The sequence below is a fragment of the Terribacillus saccharophilus genome, assembly GCF_000725365.1.
Taxonomy (GTDB): domain Bacteria; phylum Bacillota; class Bacilli; order Bacillales; family Amphibacillaceae; genus Terribacillus; species Terribacillus saccharophilus.
Genome location: NZ_CP008876.1, coordinates 3,201,230 through 3,218,520, shown reverse-complemented (window position 1 = coordinate 3,218,520; position 17,291 = coordinate 3,201,230). Strand labels below are relative to the sequence as shown.

Here is a 17,291-nt window from a genome sequence, read left to right as displayed (position 1 = left end):
TTTCGGAGAGCGCTTTCATTAAGCGTCCAAATCAACCGCACCCTAGAAGCATGATAGAAAATAGCTACAATCACCCTAAAAATATTACCAGGAAGCGCTGTCTTTTGGATAAGAAAAATCCATCACCTAATATAACATAGTATGCCCCTTGGCGTGTACTAAAAAGGTAATGGATTCTCCGTATCTCCGATCATTGATATTAACTTATAGGTAGACTTTACACCTATTTGAAAGCGGTGTCAACAACTTACCACAAACTTTTTTTAGAAGTTGAAACCGCTGTCGCACCTGCTTCCAATGCAGAATCCACATCTTCACGGGTCCGAATGAGCCCACCTGCGATGACCGGGATGCCCACTTGCTCGGATACTTCTTTTATCATATGAGGAATTAACCCCGGTAAAACTTCTATAAAATCCGGCTGTGTTTTCTTGATCAAAGAAAGATTGTGATCCAATGCATGGCCATCAATTAAGAATAATCGCTGAACTGCAGTTATCTTATATTTTTTAGCTGCATGAATTACATTCGTTCTCGTCGATATGACGCCATCAGGTTTCAGACGCTGACAGACAAAGTCCATACCTGCGTCGTCCGTCTTCAATCCCTGTATCAAATCCACATGCAGAAATACCTTTTTACCCGCTTTTTTCGCATATTTGATTTGAGAAGGAAGCTGTGCAATTCTTGTTTCGAGCAGGACCATCATCTGCATATCTTCCCGATTAAGCAATTCGTCAAAATCTCTTTCATTACGGGCTGCAGGCAAAATACGCTGTCCTAAATCCATTCTATTCCTCCTTATAAAACAAGCAGACACACTAAGTTGTCTGCTTGTTCTTTCGTTGTTCTGCTGTATAAATCACTTGCATCGGATTTCCGCCAACCATCGCACCAGGAGGCACATCCCGATGTACAAGTGTGGCAGCGGAGACGATCGCTCCATCGCCTATTGTGACACCTGGCAGTATCGTCGTATTAGCTCCTACCATCACATTATCCCCGATGATGACGTCACCTAGACGATATTCAGTAGTTAAATACTCGTGCGCCAGTATCGTCGTATTGTAGCCGATAATTGTATTCCTACCAATCGTGATCCGTTCCGGAAAGAGAAAATCAGGCACAACCATGAGAGCTAGCGCTGTTTCTTTACCTATTCTCATCCCTAGGAATGTCTTATACAACCTACTCTTCAAAGCAAGGAAGGGTGTATAGCGGCCGAATTGGATCACAATGAAGTTTCTTACTACTTTCCAAAAAGAAACTGTTTTATAAAGCTGCCAAAGCGAGTTCGATCCTTTAACGGGATAGCTTTCCGTTTTCCGCATGCGCTTCTTCCTTTACGATATCGAGTAGGTCACGGATATCCTCCAGCATATAATCCGGCCCATAAGCCAGTAAGGACTGCTTGCCTTTGATCGACCAAGCTACGCCAGCAGTTTTCGTGCCAGCATTCTTACCAGACTCGATGTCATGATAATTATCTCCAACCATAATCGCTTCCTCAGGCAAGCTTCCGAGTGCATCAAGACCTTTCAGAACTGGTTCTGGATGAGGCTTTGCGTGTGTGATATCATCATACCCGATTACCACATCAAACAATCCTCCAAGCCCACATACCCGAAGACCACGCTCAGCTGTGTCGCGCATCTTCGTAGTTACGATACCCAGCTTAAAACCTGCCTGCTTGAGCTGCTGCAGAGTTTCAGCCACATACGGATACGCTTCAACGTAAGCATCATGATGCTTCAAGTTATGTTCCCGATATGCTGCAATCATTTCTTCCGCTCTCACAGGATCGATATTTTCAAACACATCCTTCAGAGGAGGACCAATGAACGGAAGCAGTTCTTCCCGTTCATACGTCCGCCCCGTATACTGCTCCAGAGTAGCAGTGTACGAAGCTAGAATCAGACTATTTGAATCTATCAGCGTTCCATCAAGGTCAAACAACAATGTTGTAATTGACATTTCGCACTCGCCTCTCTATTTCTTAATCTTTATAACGAGGTGTATTCGCACCAGGGCGTCGGCGGATAATAACTATAATTATCGCAATGGCGATAGCCACGATTGAGACGATTTGCGCTGCACGCAATCCCTCAGCTACAAGACTATCTGTCCGCATTCCTTCGATAAAGTAGCGTCCAAGGCTATACCATGCGAGGTAGAACAAGAACATTTCCCCACGTTTCAGGTTTACTCTGCGAAGAATGAGCAAAATAACGAAACCAAGAATATTCCACAATGATTCGTAAAGGAATGTTGGGTGATACAGAACTCCATCAATACACATTTGGTTATTGATGAAATCCGGGAGATATTGAATATAATTCTGGTATGCTTCTGCTGAAACAGGTCCGCCATGAGCTTCCTGGTTCATGAAGTTGCCCCAGCGTCCAATTGCTTGTCCAAGTATTAAACTCGGAGCCGTAATATCCGCCAGCTTCCAGAAAGGAATTTTCTTTACTCGGCAGAAGATGATTGCCGTAATGATGGAACCGATCAAGGCACCATGGATAGCGATGCCACCTTCCCATATTGCAAACACTTTCCAAAACGGACCATCCGCATAGCTTTCCCATTCAAACGCAACGTAATAAATACGCGCAGAAATGATGGCAGCCGGAATAGCGAATACAAGGAAATCTACGAAAGTATCTTTATGTAATCCGCGTTTTTTTGACTCGCGGATAGCCAGCCATAGTCCAAGCGCCGCACCGACTGCGATAATGACGCCATACCAATAGATAGACACCGAACCGAGCTGCAGAAATACCCGATTAAGCGGTTGTACTTCACACATTTCCATCCATCATGTCTCCCTCATCATCTTTTCCTGTTTCAATCATCTTGGTAAGACGCTGTGAAAATTCTTCAGCTGCATTCACGCCCATACGCTTCAGACGGAAGTTCATCGCAGCTACTTCGATTATGACTGCCAAGTTACGTCCAGGACGAACTGGTACTGTCATTTTCGGTACGTTTACATCCATGATTTTCATCGTGTCTTCATCAAGACCGACTCGATCATATTGTTTCGATTGATCCCATGTTTCCAAGTTGATGACAATGGAAATTTTCTTGTGACTGCGTACAGCACCTGCACCAAATAGCGTCATCACATTGATGATGCCTAGGCCTCGAATCTCCAGTAAATGTTCGATTAACGACGGAGAATTTCCGATAAGGGTATCATAATCCTCCTGCCGGATTTCAACACTGTCATCTGCAACGAGACGGTGTCCGCGCTTGACGAGCTCCAATGCTGTTTCACTCTTACCTACACCGCTTTGTCCTGTGATCAGAATGCCGATTCCATAGATATCTACCAATACACCATGCACTGCGGTGAACGGAGCAAATTTCGCTTCCAGGAAGTTCGTAATCCGACTGATAACACGCGTCGTCTTATGTGGTGAACGTAATATCGGAACACCAGCAGCCTCTGCTGCTTCTTTCATCTCAGGCGGAACTTCCTGACCTCTTGTGATAATCAGACCTGGCGTAACGTCAGAGCATATTTTCTCGAAACGGTCTCGCTTCTGCTCACTTGTCAGCTCCTCGAGAAAGGAAAGCTCCGTCTTTCCGAACAGCTGCAGCCTATCTTTCGGATAATATTTAAAATAACCAGTCAACTCTATACCAGGACGGGAAATATCACTCATGAAAATCTCACGCTGTACGCCTGCATCCCCTGTCAGCAATTCCAGATTGAAACGATCTAATAAATCTTGAATGACCACTTTTGCCATAAGAACCCTCCATCCTAACAATTCTTGTTTATTCTAGCATACTTCCAGAAAAGATAGATACTTAGGCACAAAAAAGCCCTGCAGCGATATGCCGCAGAGCTTCTTCAATTTGTAATCCGATCACGGATGAGCCAATTCAGTATAAGATTCAGCAAAGCAAGGATAATTGCCGCGATAATCGCTGTACCAAATCCCTCGATAACGAAACTATCACCAATCAGACCTTGTGTAATCATCAAGGTAACTGCATTGACGACAAACAGAAACAATCCGAATGTCAAAGCAGTCAATGGCAGCGTCAAGACAATCAGCACTGGACGGACTAGAAGATTAAGAACTGACAAAATAAAGCTAGCCAGGATGGCAGTACCAAAGCCTTCTAGATAAAAGGAATCAAATAAATGACTGACAATGATTAATGATACGCTGTTCAGTAATAGTGTCAAAATCCATCTAAGCATAATTTATCTCCATGTTAAGGAAGCACCCATACAGAACCTGTCTTTGTGTTTGCTTCCAAGTGGAGTTTTTCTGCTGCCGCTGGATACGTCTCGAATTTGAGAGCTTTTTTAACGACTTCCTTTGATTCATCAATAACAATATATTCATCCAAATCACAATGCAGCGACCCGATATTCGTCGTAATTCGTCCATTAAGCGGGATTGCCGCTAAGGACTTCAATCGGATACTGCCATTCGTAGCTTTGAAGAAAGCACTGTCTGGATCATCGTTATGCCACTCGCAATGGATGCTGCCATTGAAAGTTTGCGCATCAAGCTTTCGGAAATTCCCTTCCAGTCGGAGCGAGCCGTTAACGGACTCACACAGAAGATCCTTCGCAGCCACATGTTTCAGCTTGATACTGCCGTTGGAGGTTTCAGCACTGACGATAGAACCGCCGCCTCCTTGCAAATCGATGCTGCCATTCGTCGTTTTGCAATATATATTCGTGCTGCTCACAGAATCCGTACGAATCGTACCGTTAAAAGTTTTCAAAACACATTCTTCATACACTGATTCTGGAACATACAAAGTAATTTCAGGCTTGATCCGTTTATCTTGTAAGGAAAACTGTAGTTTGCCGTCCGCAATCGCGAAATAAGCTTTATCAGTAAACCGCTTCCTAGCAGCCTGCTCATCTTCCTCCTGATAGACCTTCGCTTTCGTCTCGAGCCGTGCGAAAGGCTCATTCCAGCTCTTAACCGCAATCGAGCCATTATATATTTTCAGCTCTAATTTCGCGAATGTCTCATCGGCCTGAAAAATGTGATCGACTGTATAATGATCGCCAAAGTTTAAATCCAAATCAGCATTCTTAATCTTACTGAAAGCTTGTTGGACATATTGAAGCACTTTTGGACCGACATTCTTTTTCTTGGCTGTCTTGCTGCCGGTACGTTGCGTTTTAGGATCCTCACCAGCTGTTACAAGCTCCTGAACCACCAGTTCCTTCTCTTCGTTGATATCCTGTTCCTGCACAGCACCGAAAGCCCGCTCATCGAGAGCAGCAAGCTGCAGCTCTGCTTCTTCAGCGGTAAGCTTTCCCTCTTCCAGCTGTTTCAGAATCTTCTTTCTCTCTGTTCTCATACATAGCCTCCTTTTCACATATACGGATTATATGTTTTCGAAGTTCCAAGTATAGAATGTTTCCTCTTTGAAATGTTCCAATGCGATAGCTTCCATGTTCTCTTCTGTAAGTTCTTCGCCAGTGACATTTCCAAGCACGCCTTGCGCTTGAGATTTATGGCAAAGAATCGTCTTCACTTTCGTTTTTACAAAAGGACGGATATCCTGTACGACATCAGGTTTTCCTAAGATCTCCTGGTATCCGCGCATAAACGCCTGCGCCCAAACTGTCGGACGAGTACTTTCCTCCATCCGTGACACAGCATCGATCGCAGCTGCACCAAGTGCATTGTGGTCAGGATGAACTGCATACTCCGGATAGTGCGTGATTACAAGTGTTGGTTTGATTGTCTCAAGCAACTCTTTCAAATGATCGCTAACTTTAGATAGATCTTCGAATTCCAACACTTTATCTCGGTAACCAAGCATTTTCAATTCTACATCCATCACTTTACAAGCATCCTGCAATTCTTTCTTACGAATTTCAGGTAATGACTCACGAGTCGCAAAAGTAGGATTACCCATATTGCGCCCCATTTCTCCCAATGTGCCGCACAAGTATGTTACCGGCACACCTTCCTGTCTGAACTTAGCAATTGTACCAGCAGCTCCGAAAGCTTCGTCGTCCGGATGCGGGAAGATAACTACTACGTGTTTTTCCATGATTATTGCTCCTCCTTAGAACGCTGTCTCGCTTATTTCCAATGAAACCATCAATCGACCTTCACGATCATGACCAGCCATGAGCAGACGATTCTTCTCATCCAATTCCCATGCATTCAGTCCTTCTGCGTAAACCCAGCCGTTTTCTGTTTTCAATCCAACGCGATAGGCTGCTCCAGCACCTTTTATCTTGCCATGCTCGTAAGTCACCTGTGCATTCCGGATAAAAGCACCAACATTGTACGCTTTTTCATTTACATGATTAGCATATGCACCATTTGTCGTTTCCAGATGTATAAACACTTTTTTTCCAGCAAATGCATCTATTTGTTCTTGCACTTCATTCAAATCAATCGGCTTCACCGTAAGTCGCTCCTTCCAAAGCTATATCTAAACAAATATTTTACTACAAATTCCCCTGCAATGCTCATTTGGACGTTTTTAAGGGATTAACATATGTAAAAAAATACAGCGGGCAATAGCCTCGCTGTATCTTTTTAGCGTTCTGCAACATGCGTTGCATACTCTATTTGGCTCGTCGTACGTTCACGATCACGCTCAAGAATCGGCTTCAAGTACTTACCAGTGTAAGAAGCAGGAACTTCTGCTACTTCTTCTGGTGTACCGGTTGCTACAATCTCTCCGCCTCGATCTCCGCCTTCGGGACCTAGATCAATAAGGTAGTCAGCTGTTTTGATAACATCGAGGTTATGTTCAATAACGAGAACCGTATCCCCATTTTCCACAATGCGCTCAAGTACTTTCAGCAATCGTGAAATATCGTCCACATGCAAGCCTGTTGTCGGTTCATCCAGGATGTAGAATGTCTTACCATTACTGCGTTTATGCAGTTCACTGGCAAGCTTCACGCGTTGCGCTTCACCACCGGATAATGTCGTTGCAGGCTGTCCTAGTTTTACATAGCCAAGACCCACATCAGAAATCGTCTGCAGTTTACGCTTGATTTTCGGGATGTTGGCAAAGAACTCCAAGCCCTCTTCAATCGTCATATCCAGGACATCTGCAATACTTTTACCTTTATATTTAATCTCAAGTGTTTCCCGGTTATACCGTTTACCATGACAAACTTCACAAGGTACATACACATCGGGAAGGAAATGCATCTCAATCTTGATGATTCCGTCTCCGCGGCAAGCTTCACAGCGCCCGCCCTTGACGTTAAAGCTGAAACGGCCTTTTTTATAGCCGCGAACCTTTGCAGCATTCGTGCTTGCATACACATCACGAACATCATCGAAAGCACCAGTATACGTAGCCGGGTTAGAACGAGGAGTCCGTCCGATTGGAGACTGGTCAATGTCGATAACTTTGTCCAGATGCTCCAAACCTTTAATCTGTTTATGTTTACCAGGCTTCACTTTGCTCCGGTTCAGCTTCTGCGCTAGAGTTTTGTGAAGGATCTCATTTACGAATGTACTTTTTCCGGATCCGGATACACCTGTAACCGCGGTGAAAAGACCGAGCGGAATCTTCGCAGATGCTTTTTTCAAGTTATTTTCTTCCGCTCCGACGATTTCAATGGAACGCTGCATATCCGGACTGCGGCGTTCGAATGGCAGCGGAATAAATTTCTTGCCGGACAAATATTGTCCAGTTAGTGACTTTTTATCTTTCATCACTTTTGCAGGTGTTCCCTGACTCGTGATTTGTCCGCCATGCTCACCGGCACCAGGTCCGACATCGATAAGCCAATCGGCTTCCATCATCGTATCTTCATCATGCTCAACGACAAGAAGCGTATTGCCGAGATCGCGCATCCGCTTCATCGTTTCGATCAGCCTGTCATTATCACGCTGATGCAGCCCAATAGACGGCTCATCCAGCACATACAATACACCAGTCAAAGCCGATCCAATCTGGGTAGCAAGACGAATACGCTGTGCTTCTCCTCCCGACAATGTGCCAGCTGCACGGGAAAGCGTCAAATAATCCAAGCCGACATTATTCAGGAAAGTAATCCTATCTATAATCTCCTTGGTGATCATAAAAGCAATTTGTCTTTCCTTCTCGCTCAGTTCAAGGTCTTCCATGAAGTGTTTCACTTCAATTACTGATTTAGCAGTTACATTACTGATGTGATGACCGTTGATAAGAACTGCGAGCGATTCTTCGCGCAGACGATGACCTTTACATTTCGGACACGGTCGGTTGTTCATATACTTTTCCATCTGTTCACGGATGAAATCGGATGTTGTTTCCCGGTAACGCCGAGCAATATTAGTTAAAACACCTTCGAACTCGATATTGCTTTCTCTTACGCGGCCAAAGTCATTTTCATAGCGAAAATGAATCTTGTCCTTTTTCTTTCCGTTCATTAGGATATCAAGCTGTCCCTCCGGCAATTCGTTTACCGGTACATCCATATCGATACCAAAGTGGCTGCAGGCAGCTTCCAAGAGCTTCGGATAATACTGGGAGCTAGTCGGTTCCCACGCTGCAATTGCGCCATCGCGCAGTGTCAAATCCTTATTCGGAATTACTAGATCAGGATCGACCTCTAATTTAGTACCAAGTCCGTCACAAGTTGTGCACGCCCCAAATGGATTATTGAAAGAAAACATGCGAGGCTCCAGTTCTCCAATAGAGAATCCGCAAATCGGGCAAGCATGGTGCTCACTGAAAAGCAGTTCCTCGACATCCATCACGTCCACGATGACTTTGCCGTCTCCCAGCGTAAGTGCCGTTTCCAATGAATCTGTCAGACGACCAGTAACACCTTCTTTGATAACAATACGATCGACAACAACTTCAATAGAGTGTTTCTTTGTTTTCTCCAGTTTGATATCATCGTGAATCTCCATCATTTCACCATCAACGCGAAGACGGATATAGCCTTCCGCTTTAAGCTTTTCAAGCACCTTCACATGCTCGCCTTTCTTACCGGAGATTACAGGTGCAAGTACCTGTAATCGAGAACGCTCAGGAAATTCCAGAATACGATCGGCCATTTGCTCTACTGTTTGAGAACTGATTTCAATACCATGACGCGGACACGTTGGACGTCCGACTCTTGCATACAGAAGACGCAGATAATCATAGATTTCCGTAACTGTTCCGACAGTGGAACGCGGGTTCTTGCTTGTTGTTTTCTGATCGATACTGATAGCTGGCGACAAGCCTTCGATAGAATCGACGTCAGGCTTATCCATCTGACCAAGGAACTGGCGGGCATATGCAGACAAGGATTCTACATAACGCCGCTGCCCTTCTGCGTAGATGGTATCAAAAGCGAGCGAGGATTTCCCTGACCCAGACAGTCCAGTCAATACGACTAGACTATCCTTTGGTATATCAATATCGATATTTTTTAAGTTATTGGCGCGGGCGCCTCTGACTGAAATATTTTTCTTCGCCACTTTCTTCACCCTTCCACTTTTAGTTCCAATACAAGATCACGAAGCTCGGCAGCGCGCTCGAAATTGAGATCGCGTGCAGCCTGTTTCATTTCTTTTTCCATCTCGGCTATGACTTTTTCTTTTTCTTTCTTCGTAAGCTTCGTCAAGTCCGGTGTATCTTTCTTATTTGTTCCGGACTCTTCAGAACTAATCGTTGCTTTAATGACATCCCGCACTTCCTTCTGGATGGTACGCGGTGTAATGCCATGCTCTTTATTGTAAGCCATCTGAATCTCACGGCGTCGTGCCGTCTCATCCATCGCTTTTTGCATGCTATCGGTAATTTTATCTGCATACATAATGACATGGCCGTTTTCGTTACGAGCGGCCCGGCCCATTGTTTGAATCAATGAACGCTCGGATCTCAGGAATCCTTCCTTATCCGCATCAAGTATGGCTACAAGGGAAACCTCCGGAATATCCAAACCCTCTCGAAGCAAGTTGATTCCAATAAGTACATCGTATTTACCTACCCGCAAATCACGGATAACTTCAATTCGTTCTAGCGTTTTAATTTCTGAATGCAAATACGCCACTTTTATACCGATATCCTTCAAATAATCGGTTAAATCCTCAGACATTTTTTTCGTTAGCGTAGTGATTAATACACGTTCATTCTTTTCAGTCCGTTTATAAATTTCACTGATAATATCATCAATCTGTCCTTCGATTGGACGGATGTCGATTTCGGGATCCAGCAATCCTGTCGGACGGATGATCTGTTCAATCATTTCCGGTGTATGCTCGATTTCATAAGGACCAGGTGTCGCAGATACATAGACAAGCTGTTCTGTCTTCTTCTCGAATTCCTGGAATGTGAGCGGCCGGTTATCCATAGCTGATGGCAGACGGAAGCCATGGTCTACGAGCACCTTTTTCCGCGCTTGGTCACCATTGTACATTCCCCTTATCTGTGGCAGCGTAACATGGGACTCATCTGCGACAACTAAGAAATCATCGGGGAAGAAGTCCAGCAGTGTATAAGGCGTGGCCCCTGGTTCGCGGAAAGTAAGCTGAGCTGAGTAGTTTTCGATACCTGAACAAAAACCCATCTCCCTCATCATTTCCAAGTCGTAATTTGTCCGCTGTTCAAGACGCTGTGCTTCCAGCAGTTTGCCTTGCTCCTTGAAGACTTTGAGCTGGCCTTCAAGCTCTTTCTCAATATTGACGATTGCTTTCTTGAGATTCTCCTCGCGCGTTACGAAGTGGGAAGCAGGGAAAATAGCAACATGCTCCCGATCTCCGATTATTTCGCCAGTCAGGGCGTCCACTTCACGAATCCGATCTATTTCATCTCCAAAGAACTCAAAACGAATGCAATGTTCTTCCTTTGATGCCGGAATTACTTCAACTGAGTCACCGCGAACACGGAAGGTTCCGCGCTGGAAGTCAATATCATTCCGGGCGTATTGGATATCCACTAAGTTGCGGAGCAGGGCATCTCGGTCCTTCTCCATTCCAACTCGGACAGACAGCACCTGGCTTTTATATTCCTCCGGGGAACCCAAGCCATAGATACAGGACACACTTGCCACAATTAATACATCATTACGTTCAAATAACGCAGATGTAGCGGAGTGGCGCAGTTTATCAATCTCATCATTGATGCTTGCGTCCTTCTCGATGAATGTATCTGTCTGTGGTACGTACGCTTCTGGTTGATAATAATCGTAATAGCTGACGAAATACTCCACTGCATTGTTCGGGAAAAATTCCTTAAACTCACTGTACAGCTGACCAGCCAGTGTTTTGTTATGTGCAATGACAAGTGTCGGTTTATTTATCTCCTTCACCATGTTCGAGATGGTGAACGTCTTACCGGTACCAGTCGCGCCGAGAAGTGTCTGATGACGCTTGTTTTGATGGATGCCATCGACAAGGGCGTCAATCGCTCTAGGCTGGTCACCCTGCGGCTCGTATTTGGATACTAACTCAAACGTTTCCTTTTCTTTCAATGCCAAATTCCTCCGTTCTGTATGCTAGTTTCATCATAGCATAAAATATATAAAAACACGAACAAACATTCGTTTAAAATTCCACACACCTGCTAGTATAGATGTTTACCTAATATACAAAACATAAACAAATAGATAGCAAAAAGCCGCCAAAAATTGACGGCTTTATTATTAATTAGAAGCTTGATCGTATTGGTTGACCTCAAATAGATCAATTAAATCGACTTTTGGATTTTTATCCGTGAACCAGCGGAGGGCAAAATCATTCTTGAACAATGCCAAGTAATCCCCTTCGCGATCCTGTGCGAGCAGACTGCGCTCGTCGAATAGACGTTCATCCACTTGGTCGGCTTTCAGCCAGCGTGGAATGCGTTCTCCCATCGATTCCAATACCACTTCTACATTATACTCGTTTTTCATTCGATATTCGAATACTTCGTACTGAAGCTCTCCGACTGCACCCAAAATATAGCTATTGTCGCGTTTACCACGGAACAGCTGGATTGCTCCTTCTTGAACAAGCTGCTCAATACCTTTTTGGAACTGCTTAGCTTTCATAACGTTCTTGGCAGTAACTTTCTTGAACACTTCCGGCGGGAATTGCGGCAGCTCATCAAATTCAAAGTTCGCTTTTCCTTCAATGAGGGTGTCGCCGATTCGGTAAATATTTGGATCATAAATACCGATGATATCACCGGCATATGCTTCTTCGACCGTATCACGGGATGATGCGACGAATTGCTGTGATTGGGAAAGCTTGATCGGCTTCGCAGAGCGGGCTAGCTGAACGCTCATACCACGCTCGAATTTTCCTGAGCAGACACGCAGGAAAGCAATACGGTCACGGTGAGCTGGATTCATATTTGCCTGAATCTTGAAGACGAATCCAGAGAACTCTTCATTCTCAGGAGATACGATACCTTCTGTCGTACGGCGGCTGCCTGGCGCAGGCGCTAAATTAACAAATGTATCAAAGAATGTCTGTACACCGAATGGTGCAAGTGCACTACCAAAGAACACAGGTGTCTGCTTACCAGCAAGCACACGATCCAACGAGAATTGATCGCCAGCTTCTTCTAATAACTCCAGCTCACCTTTTGTATCTTCAAATGTAGATTCACCTGTTAAATCAGCATACTGCGGATCATCCAGCTGATCATAAGGAATGAATGTTTCTTCCTCATTACCATTAAAGCGGACAAATTGCTTGTTGTATCTATCAAAAATACCTAGGAAACGCTTGCCCATTCCTGCTGGCCAGTTCATTGGATATGTCTCGATATCCAATACACTTTCGATTTCCTCCAATAGCTCAAGTGGCTCCCGTCCTTCACGGTCAAGCTTGTTAATGAAAGTGAAGATTGGAATACCGCGCATACGACACACTTTGAATAGTTTCAATGTCTGTGCTTCGATACCTTTTGTCGCATCGATAATCATTACAACACTATCCACAGCCGTTAGTGTACGATACGTATCTTCACTGAAATCTTCGTGTCCTGGTGTATCCAGGATGTTGACTTGATAATCTTTATAAGGAAAATTCATTACAGATGATGTAACGGAAATTCCACGCTGCTTTTCGATTTCCATCCAGTCAGATGTAGCGAATTTGCCTGATTTCTTACCTTTTACCGTACCTGCAGTACGAATTAGATTCCCGAAAACGAGCAATTTCTCAGTCATTGTCGTCTTCCCGGCATCCGGGTGGGAGATGATTGCGAAAGTCTTGCGTTTTTGTACTTCTTGTTTTATTTGCATCGGTTCATTACCTACCGTTCTATTATCATTCGTATAGCCTGATTGTCTTTGTGATTGATTTCTTATATCACACTGCGTCAAACCTCATTTCCGCTCAAAAAATCAGTCTTTCTCTACTATACCTAATGTTAGCGCTTTTAGGCAATATCCAACTGACTGGATGTTTTTCGTTGACCCGCAGGGAGAAAACGCTTTAATATGATACTAATAAGATTTTCATCAAAATTCGATCTATTCCGAGGAGAGACATAATATGCTAAAGAAACTATTCGGTAAGAATATTACGGAAGAAAGTTTTGTAAGCCCTGTCAATGGAAAAGTAGTCCCGCTTGAAGAAGTGCCTGATCCAGTGTTTGCCGAGAAGATGATGGGTGACGGTATCGCTATCGAGCCAACAGATGAGACAATCGTCAGCCCTATTGATGCAGAAGTCGTTCAAGTGTTCGAAACAAAGCATGCCATCGGCTTGAAAACAGCAATGGGATTGGAACTGCTTCTCCATATCGGTCTGGATACTGTCAATCTCAAGGGAGAAGGCTTCGAGACTTTTGTCAAAGCAGGCGATAAAGTCTCTGCTGGCGATAAGCTCGTCACTTTCGAAAAAGCATTTATCGAAGCAAATGCGAAAAGCAGCATCACTCCTGTAATTATCACCAATTACGAAGCAAGTGAGTATACATTAGAAGCACTCTACCCGGATCAAGCTATTGCTGGAGAAACCCAGATATTCCAAGTTAAAAAGAAATAAACTGAAATGGCAGCCAAGTGCTGCCTTTTTATTTTGTCCTATTTTTATCCTATTAGGGAAGGCTATAGCTATATCTGTTATAATGATAGGATAATGATTTTTTTAGACTGGAGACTGGGCTTTCATGCAATCTTATTTTCTCGACAAACAAGATATCATCAAAGTGACAGGCGATCGATTCTACCGAAGAGGATTGGACTATGTCAATAAAGGGCGCGTACAAGGGCTAAGCTTTACGCCATCCATTAATCAATGGAAGGCTGTTGTCCGTGGCACCGAAAACTATCCTGTACGGATTTTCTTCTTTGAGGATGACGATCTCGATGGTGTCTGCAGCTGCCCCGCCTATCACACCCATTATACATGCAAGCATATTGCTGCCGTCCTGATCGCAGTCAGCCGGAATCGTTTCGACAGTAACGGATACACAGTTACGGAAGAAACAGCTGCACCGACAGCAGCTCGTCAAACCGATTTTACTGATCGTCTTGTGCAAGCCTTCGTATCTCCTTCCGAACGCTTGACATCCAAGCCTCCGGAAACATTGAAGCTTGAATACAAGGTCGAACAGCGCTTTATGCAAACAAACGGCAATACAGTCTTCGAGGTTGAACTGAAAGCAGGTACTGCCCGTACCTACATCGTGCGCCTGGCTGAAGACTTTCTTCGAAGTGTGCTGCATCAAACCCGCTATCAGGTTACACCGAGTTTCGCTTTTGATCCTCGTGTACATATTGTTACACCTGAGGACAAAGCTATCCTGGAGCGATTGCTGGAAGCTTGTGAAAACAGTATGATTCATGATTTCACAGCTTCTTCTCTACAATCGGAAAAACGCGCGATCAAGCTGACGCCATCCTTAGCCAAGAATTTGCTGCCGCAGCTTGCAGATGCTGGAGCGTCGCTTCACTTGCTGCATACAGACCCAATGGATTCATTTCAAGTGAGCAGTCAGCCAGCACGGCTGGACTTTTATTTGTCTACTGATGAAGACGAAATGCTGCAGCTAGGAGTTCAGGATATCGCAGCTTATGAATATATCAAAAACTATCACTACTTAGTCAAAGACGACACGCTATACCCTGTACCTCCTGAACAGCGGGAATTGGTGAAAGAATTGTTCACCATTCTCCCCTATCGGCATGATACACCGCAGACCGTATCAGATAAGAATGTCGACCGTTTTGTGTCACAGGTTGTTGGCAAGCTGGAACAAATCGGCCATGTACATGTAGCTGAAACAGTTCGCAGCAAAATTGAAATGGCTCCTCTCGTCGCAAAAGTCTTTCTGGATGAAACGGACGATGTACTGCATGCCAGTGTATCTTTCCATTATGGCGATCACGTCATCCAGCCCGGACAACAGCAGACAGACATGCCAGTTATCAAGCGCCAACCTGCAAAAGAAGATAAAGTTCTTCAGCAATTGCATGCCGCTGGATTCCGCTTTTCAAAAGGCCGATTCCATTTGCTTAATGCAGAGTATATGTATCTGTTTCTTCATGAGCATCTGCCAGCTTTACAGGAAACTGCTGAAGTGTATATTTCCAATCGAGTGCAAGCCATGCAGGCAGATGATCAGCATGAGGTATCCTCATCAGTCAGACTGCAACAGGAAAAGGGAATGCTGGAAATCAGCTTTGACGTGTCTGGTTTATCAGAAGCGCATATAAGTAATGTGCTGCAGGCAATGGTAGAGAAGAAAAGATACTACCGTATCCCTGATGGTGCATTGCTCGATCTCGAGCAGGAATCTATGGAAGACTTCCAAGACTTCCTGGAACAGATGCAAATCAAAAAGAACCAGCTGAATAATCAGCATATTTTCGTACCGATTGCCCAAAGCATGCAGGTAGAGGAGTCTCTGCGCGGAGCTGAAATGGAAGCTGCATTCCGCACACTGATTGAGCGGCTTCGCCATCCGGAACAGATTGAGTTTGACTTGCCATCCGGACTGCAGGCAACCCTGCGAGATTATCAGTTGACCGGCTTCAAGTGGATGAAGACACTCGCTTATTACGGACTAGGCGGTATTTTAGCTGATGATATGGGTCTCGGGAAAACATTGCAGACGATTACTTATCTCACGTCTGAACGAGAAGCTAATCCAGCAGCGCGTCCAGCGCTGATTGTTGTACCTTCTTCTTTGCTTTACAACTGGCAGAAGGAATTCGAGAAGTTTGCTCCAAACATGCGTACGCTTGTTATTTCCGGCTCAGCAGCAGAACGGCAGGAACAGCTTTCCCAGATGGAAGAGCATGATATTATCATCACGTCTTATCCGTTATTGCGGATTGATAATCATGTGTACAGCGGGCAAGTATTCGATAGTCTGATATTGGATGAAGCGCAGGCAATTAAAAACCATGCAACGCAGACCGCCAAAGCAGTGGGACTGATTCAAGCAGGTAAACGATTTGCACTGAGCGGCACCCCAATTGAAAACAGGCTGGAAGAGCTATGGTCGATTTTCCATACTATTTCACCAGGTCTATTCCGGAGCCGTAAGTCATTCACCGATATGGAACCAGAAAAAATCGCACGGATGACACGTCCATTCATACTAAGACGCGTAAAAACAGAAGTGCTGCACGAACTTCCTGAAAAGATCGAGACAACGAACTATTCAGATCTTACTCAGGAGCAAAAAGAGGTATATGTGGCTTATTTAGATCGAATCCGAAGGAAGATTGATCAGACAATCGCCGAGAAAGGCTTCGATCGCGGTAAACTAGAAATATTGGCTGGGCTGACACGATTGCGCCAAATCTGCTGTCACCCATCACTATTCATCGAGAATTACAGCGGACAATCCGGTAAATTAGAGCAGCTGCTCGAGGTTATCCGAGAGCTGAAACAAAGCAACAAGCGATTCTTGATCTTCTCGCAGTTTGCCAGTATGCTCGGAATCATCCAGCAAGCACTAGATGATAAGGACGTCTTCTACCTGGATGGCAGTACACCTGCCAAGGAAAGAATGCGGATGGCAGAAGCATTCAATGAAGGAGAAAAAGACGGCTTCCTGATCAGCTTGAAGGCTGGAGGAACAGGACTGAATCTGACAGGCGCAGATACAGTTATCCTCTTCGACTTATGGTGGAATCCAGCCGTAGAAGAGCAAGCTGCCGGTCGGGCACACCGCATCGGTCAGAAAAACGTCGTCCAAGTGATCCGACTGCTTTCGCGCGGAACAATCGAGGAACGAATCTTTGAATTACAGCAGCGTAAACGGGCTCTTGTTGATCAAATCATTCAGCCTGGTGAAACGATGCTTAATACACTTTCAGAAGAAGAAATACGCAGCCTGCTATCCATGCAGGATGAATAAGAAAGGAGCAAGCCATTTTGGCTTGCTCCTTCTTC

The 17,291-nt window shown here is 44.7% G+C and carries 14 protein-coding genes; 2 read left to right on the top strand and 12 right to left on the bottom strand.

Annotated features, from left to right (window positions below; all coding sequences use genetic code 11):
• Positions 1–247: 247 nt before the first annotated feature.
• The 12 genes from GZ22_RS15965 to GZ22_RS15910 all read right to left on the bottom strand — a co-directional run bounded on the left by GZ22_RS15965 (position 248) and on the right by GZ22_RS15910 (position 13,180).
• Positions 248–790: a glycerol-3-phosphate responsive antiterminator gene (locus tag GZ22_RS15965; protein ID WP_038564619.1), complete on the bottom strand. Its 543-nt coding sequence runs from the start codon at positions 788–790 to the stop codon at positions 248–250.
• 31 nt (positions 791–821) lie between these two features.
• Positions 822–1,331 carry an acyltransferase gene (locus GZ22_RS15960; protein WP_038564615.1) on the bottom strand — a complete coding sequence of 170 codons (510 nt, stop codon included), beginning with the start codon at positions 1,329–1,331 and terminating at the stop codon, positions 822–824.
• Positions 1,303–1,974 carry a pyrophosphatase PpaX gene (gene ppaX, locus GZ22_RS15955; RefSeq protein WP_038564612.1) on the bottom strand — a complete coding sequence of 224 codons (672 nt, stop codon included), beginning with the start codon at positions 1,972–1,974 and terminating at the stop codon, positions 1,303–1,305. Before ppaX ends, GZ22_RS15960 begins: the two co-directional genes overlap by 29 nt.
• A 22-nt stretch (positions 1,975–1,996) precedes the next feature.
• On the bottom strand, positions 1,997–2,815 hold the full coding sequence (gene lgt, locus GZ22_RS15950) for a prolipoprotein diacylglyceryl transferase (protein ID WP_038564605.1): 819 nt from the start codon (positions 2,813–2,815) through the stop codon (positions 1,997–1,999).
• Positions 2,802–3,758 carry an HPr(Ser) kinase/phosphatase gene (hprK, locus tag GZ22_RS15945; protein ID WP_038564602.1) on the bottom strand — a complete coding sequence of 319 codons (957 nt, stop codon included), beginning with the start codon at positions 3,756–3,758 and terminating at the stop codon, positions 2,802–2,804. Before hprK ends, lgt begins: the two co-directional genes overlap by 14 nt.
• Before the next feature lie 104 nt (positions 3,759–3,862).
• Entirely contained in the window at positions 3,863–4,222 is a 360-nt protein-coding gene (locus tag GZ22_RS15940; RefSeq protein WP_038564600.1) for a phage holin family protein, read from the bottom strand.
• An 11-nt stretch (positions 4,223–4,233) separates the two neighbouring features.
• A complete protein-coding gene (locus GZ22_RS15935; protein WP_038564598.1) occupies positions 4,234–5,346 on the bottom strand; it encodes a DUF4097 family beta strand repeat-containing protein in 1,113 nt (370 codons plus the stop codon).
• A gap of 27 nt (positions 5,347–5,373) precedes the next feature.
• Complete coding sequence (bshB2, locus tag GZ22_RS15930) at positions 5,374–6,048, bottom strand: bacillithiol biosynthesis deacetylase BshB2 (RefSeq protein ID WP_038564596.1); 675 nt, start codon at positions 6,046–6,048, stop codon at positions 5,374–5,376.
• A gap of 15 nt (positions 6,049–6,063) precedes the next feature.
• Positions 6,064–6,411, bottom strand: a complete 348-nt coding sequence (locus GZ22_RS15925; RefSeq protein ID WP_038564594.1) for a YojF family protein — start codon at positions 6,409–6,411, stop codon at positions 6,064–6,066.
• 134 nt (positions 6,412–6,545) lie between these two features.
• Positions 6,546–9,425: an excinuclease ABC subunit UvrA gene (uvrA, locus tag GZ22_RS15920; RefSeq protein ID WP_038564591.1), complete on the bottom strand. Its 2,880-nt coding sequence runs from the start codon at positions 9,423–9,425 to the stop codon at positions 6,546–6,548.
• A gap of 5 nt (positions 9,426–9,430) precedes the next feature.
• Complete coding sequence (gene uvrB / locus GZ22_RS15915; RefSeq protein WP_038564588.1) at positions 9,431–11,419, bottom strand: excinuclease ABC subunit UvrB; 1,989 nt, start codon at positions 11,417–11,419, stop codon at positions 9,431–9,433.
• Between the two features lie 171 nt (positions 11,420–11,590).
• Complete coding sequence (locus GZ22_RS15910) at positions 11,591–13,180, bottom strand: peptide chain release factor 3 (protein ID WP_038564586.1); 1,590 nt, start codon at positions 13,178–13,180, stop codon at positions 11,591–11,593.
• A gap of 253 nt (positions 13,181–13,433) precedes the next feature.
• On the opposite strand from GZ22_RS15910, the gene GZ22_RS15905 reads away from it, so the two are divergent.
• Positions 13,434–13,928: a PTS sugar transporter subunit IIA gene (locus GZ22_RS15905; RefSeq protein WP_038564583.1), complete on the top strand. Its 495-nt coding sequence runs from the start codon at positions 13,434–13,436 to the stop codon at positions 13,926–13,928.
• Between the two features lie 124 nt (positions 13,929–14,052).
• A complete protein-coding gene (locus GZ22_RS15900) occupies positions 14,053–17,256 on the top strand; it encodes a DEAD/DEAH box helicase (protein WP_038564581.1) in 3,204 nt (1,067 codons plus the stop codon).
• Positions 17,257–17,291 lie beyond the last annotated feature (35 nt).

Coding starts and splice junctions, on each gene's coding strand:
- GZ22_RS15965 (WP_038564619.1), bottom strand. CDS start 790: ATGGATTTAGGACAGCGTATTTTGCCTGCAGCCCGTAATGAAAGAGAT.
- GZ22_RS15960 (WP_038564615.1), bottom strand. CDS start 1,331: ATGCGGAAAACGGAAAGCTATCCCGTTAAAGGATCGAACTCGCTTTGG.
- ppaX (WP_038564612.1), bottom strand. CDS start 1,974: ATGTCAATTACAACATTGTTGTTTGACCTTGATGGAACGCTGATAGAT.
- lgt (WP_038564605.1), bottom strand. CDS start 2,815: ATGGAAATGTGTGAAGTACAACCGCTTAATCGGGTATTTCTGCAGCTC.
- hprK (WP_038564602.1), bottom strand. CDS start 3,758: ATGGCAAAAGTGGTCATTCAAGATTTATTAGATCGTTTCAATCTGGAA.
- GZ22_RS15935 (WP_038564598.1), bottom strand. CDS start 5,346: ATGAGAACAGAGAGAAAGAAGATTCTGAAACAGCTGGAAGAGGGAAAG.
- bshB2 (WP_038564596.1), bottom strand. CDS start 6,048: ATGGAAAAACACGTAGTAGTTATCTTCCCGCATCCGGACGACGAAGCT.
- GZ22_RS15910 (WP_038564586.1), bottom strand. CDS start 13,180: ATGCAAATAAAACAAGAAGTACAAAAACGCAAGACTTTCGCAATCATC.
- GZ22_RS15905 (WP_038564583.1), top strand. CDS start 13,434: ATGCTAAAGAAACTATTCGGTAAGAATATTACGGAAGAAAGTTTTGTA.
- GZ22_RS15900 (WP_038564581.1), top strand. CDS start 14,053: ATGCAATCTTATTTTCTCGACAAACAAGATATCATCAAAGTGACAGGC.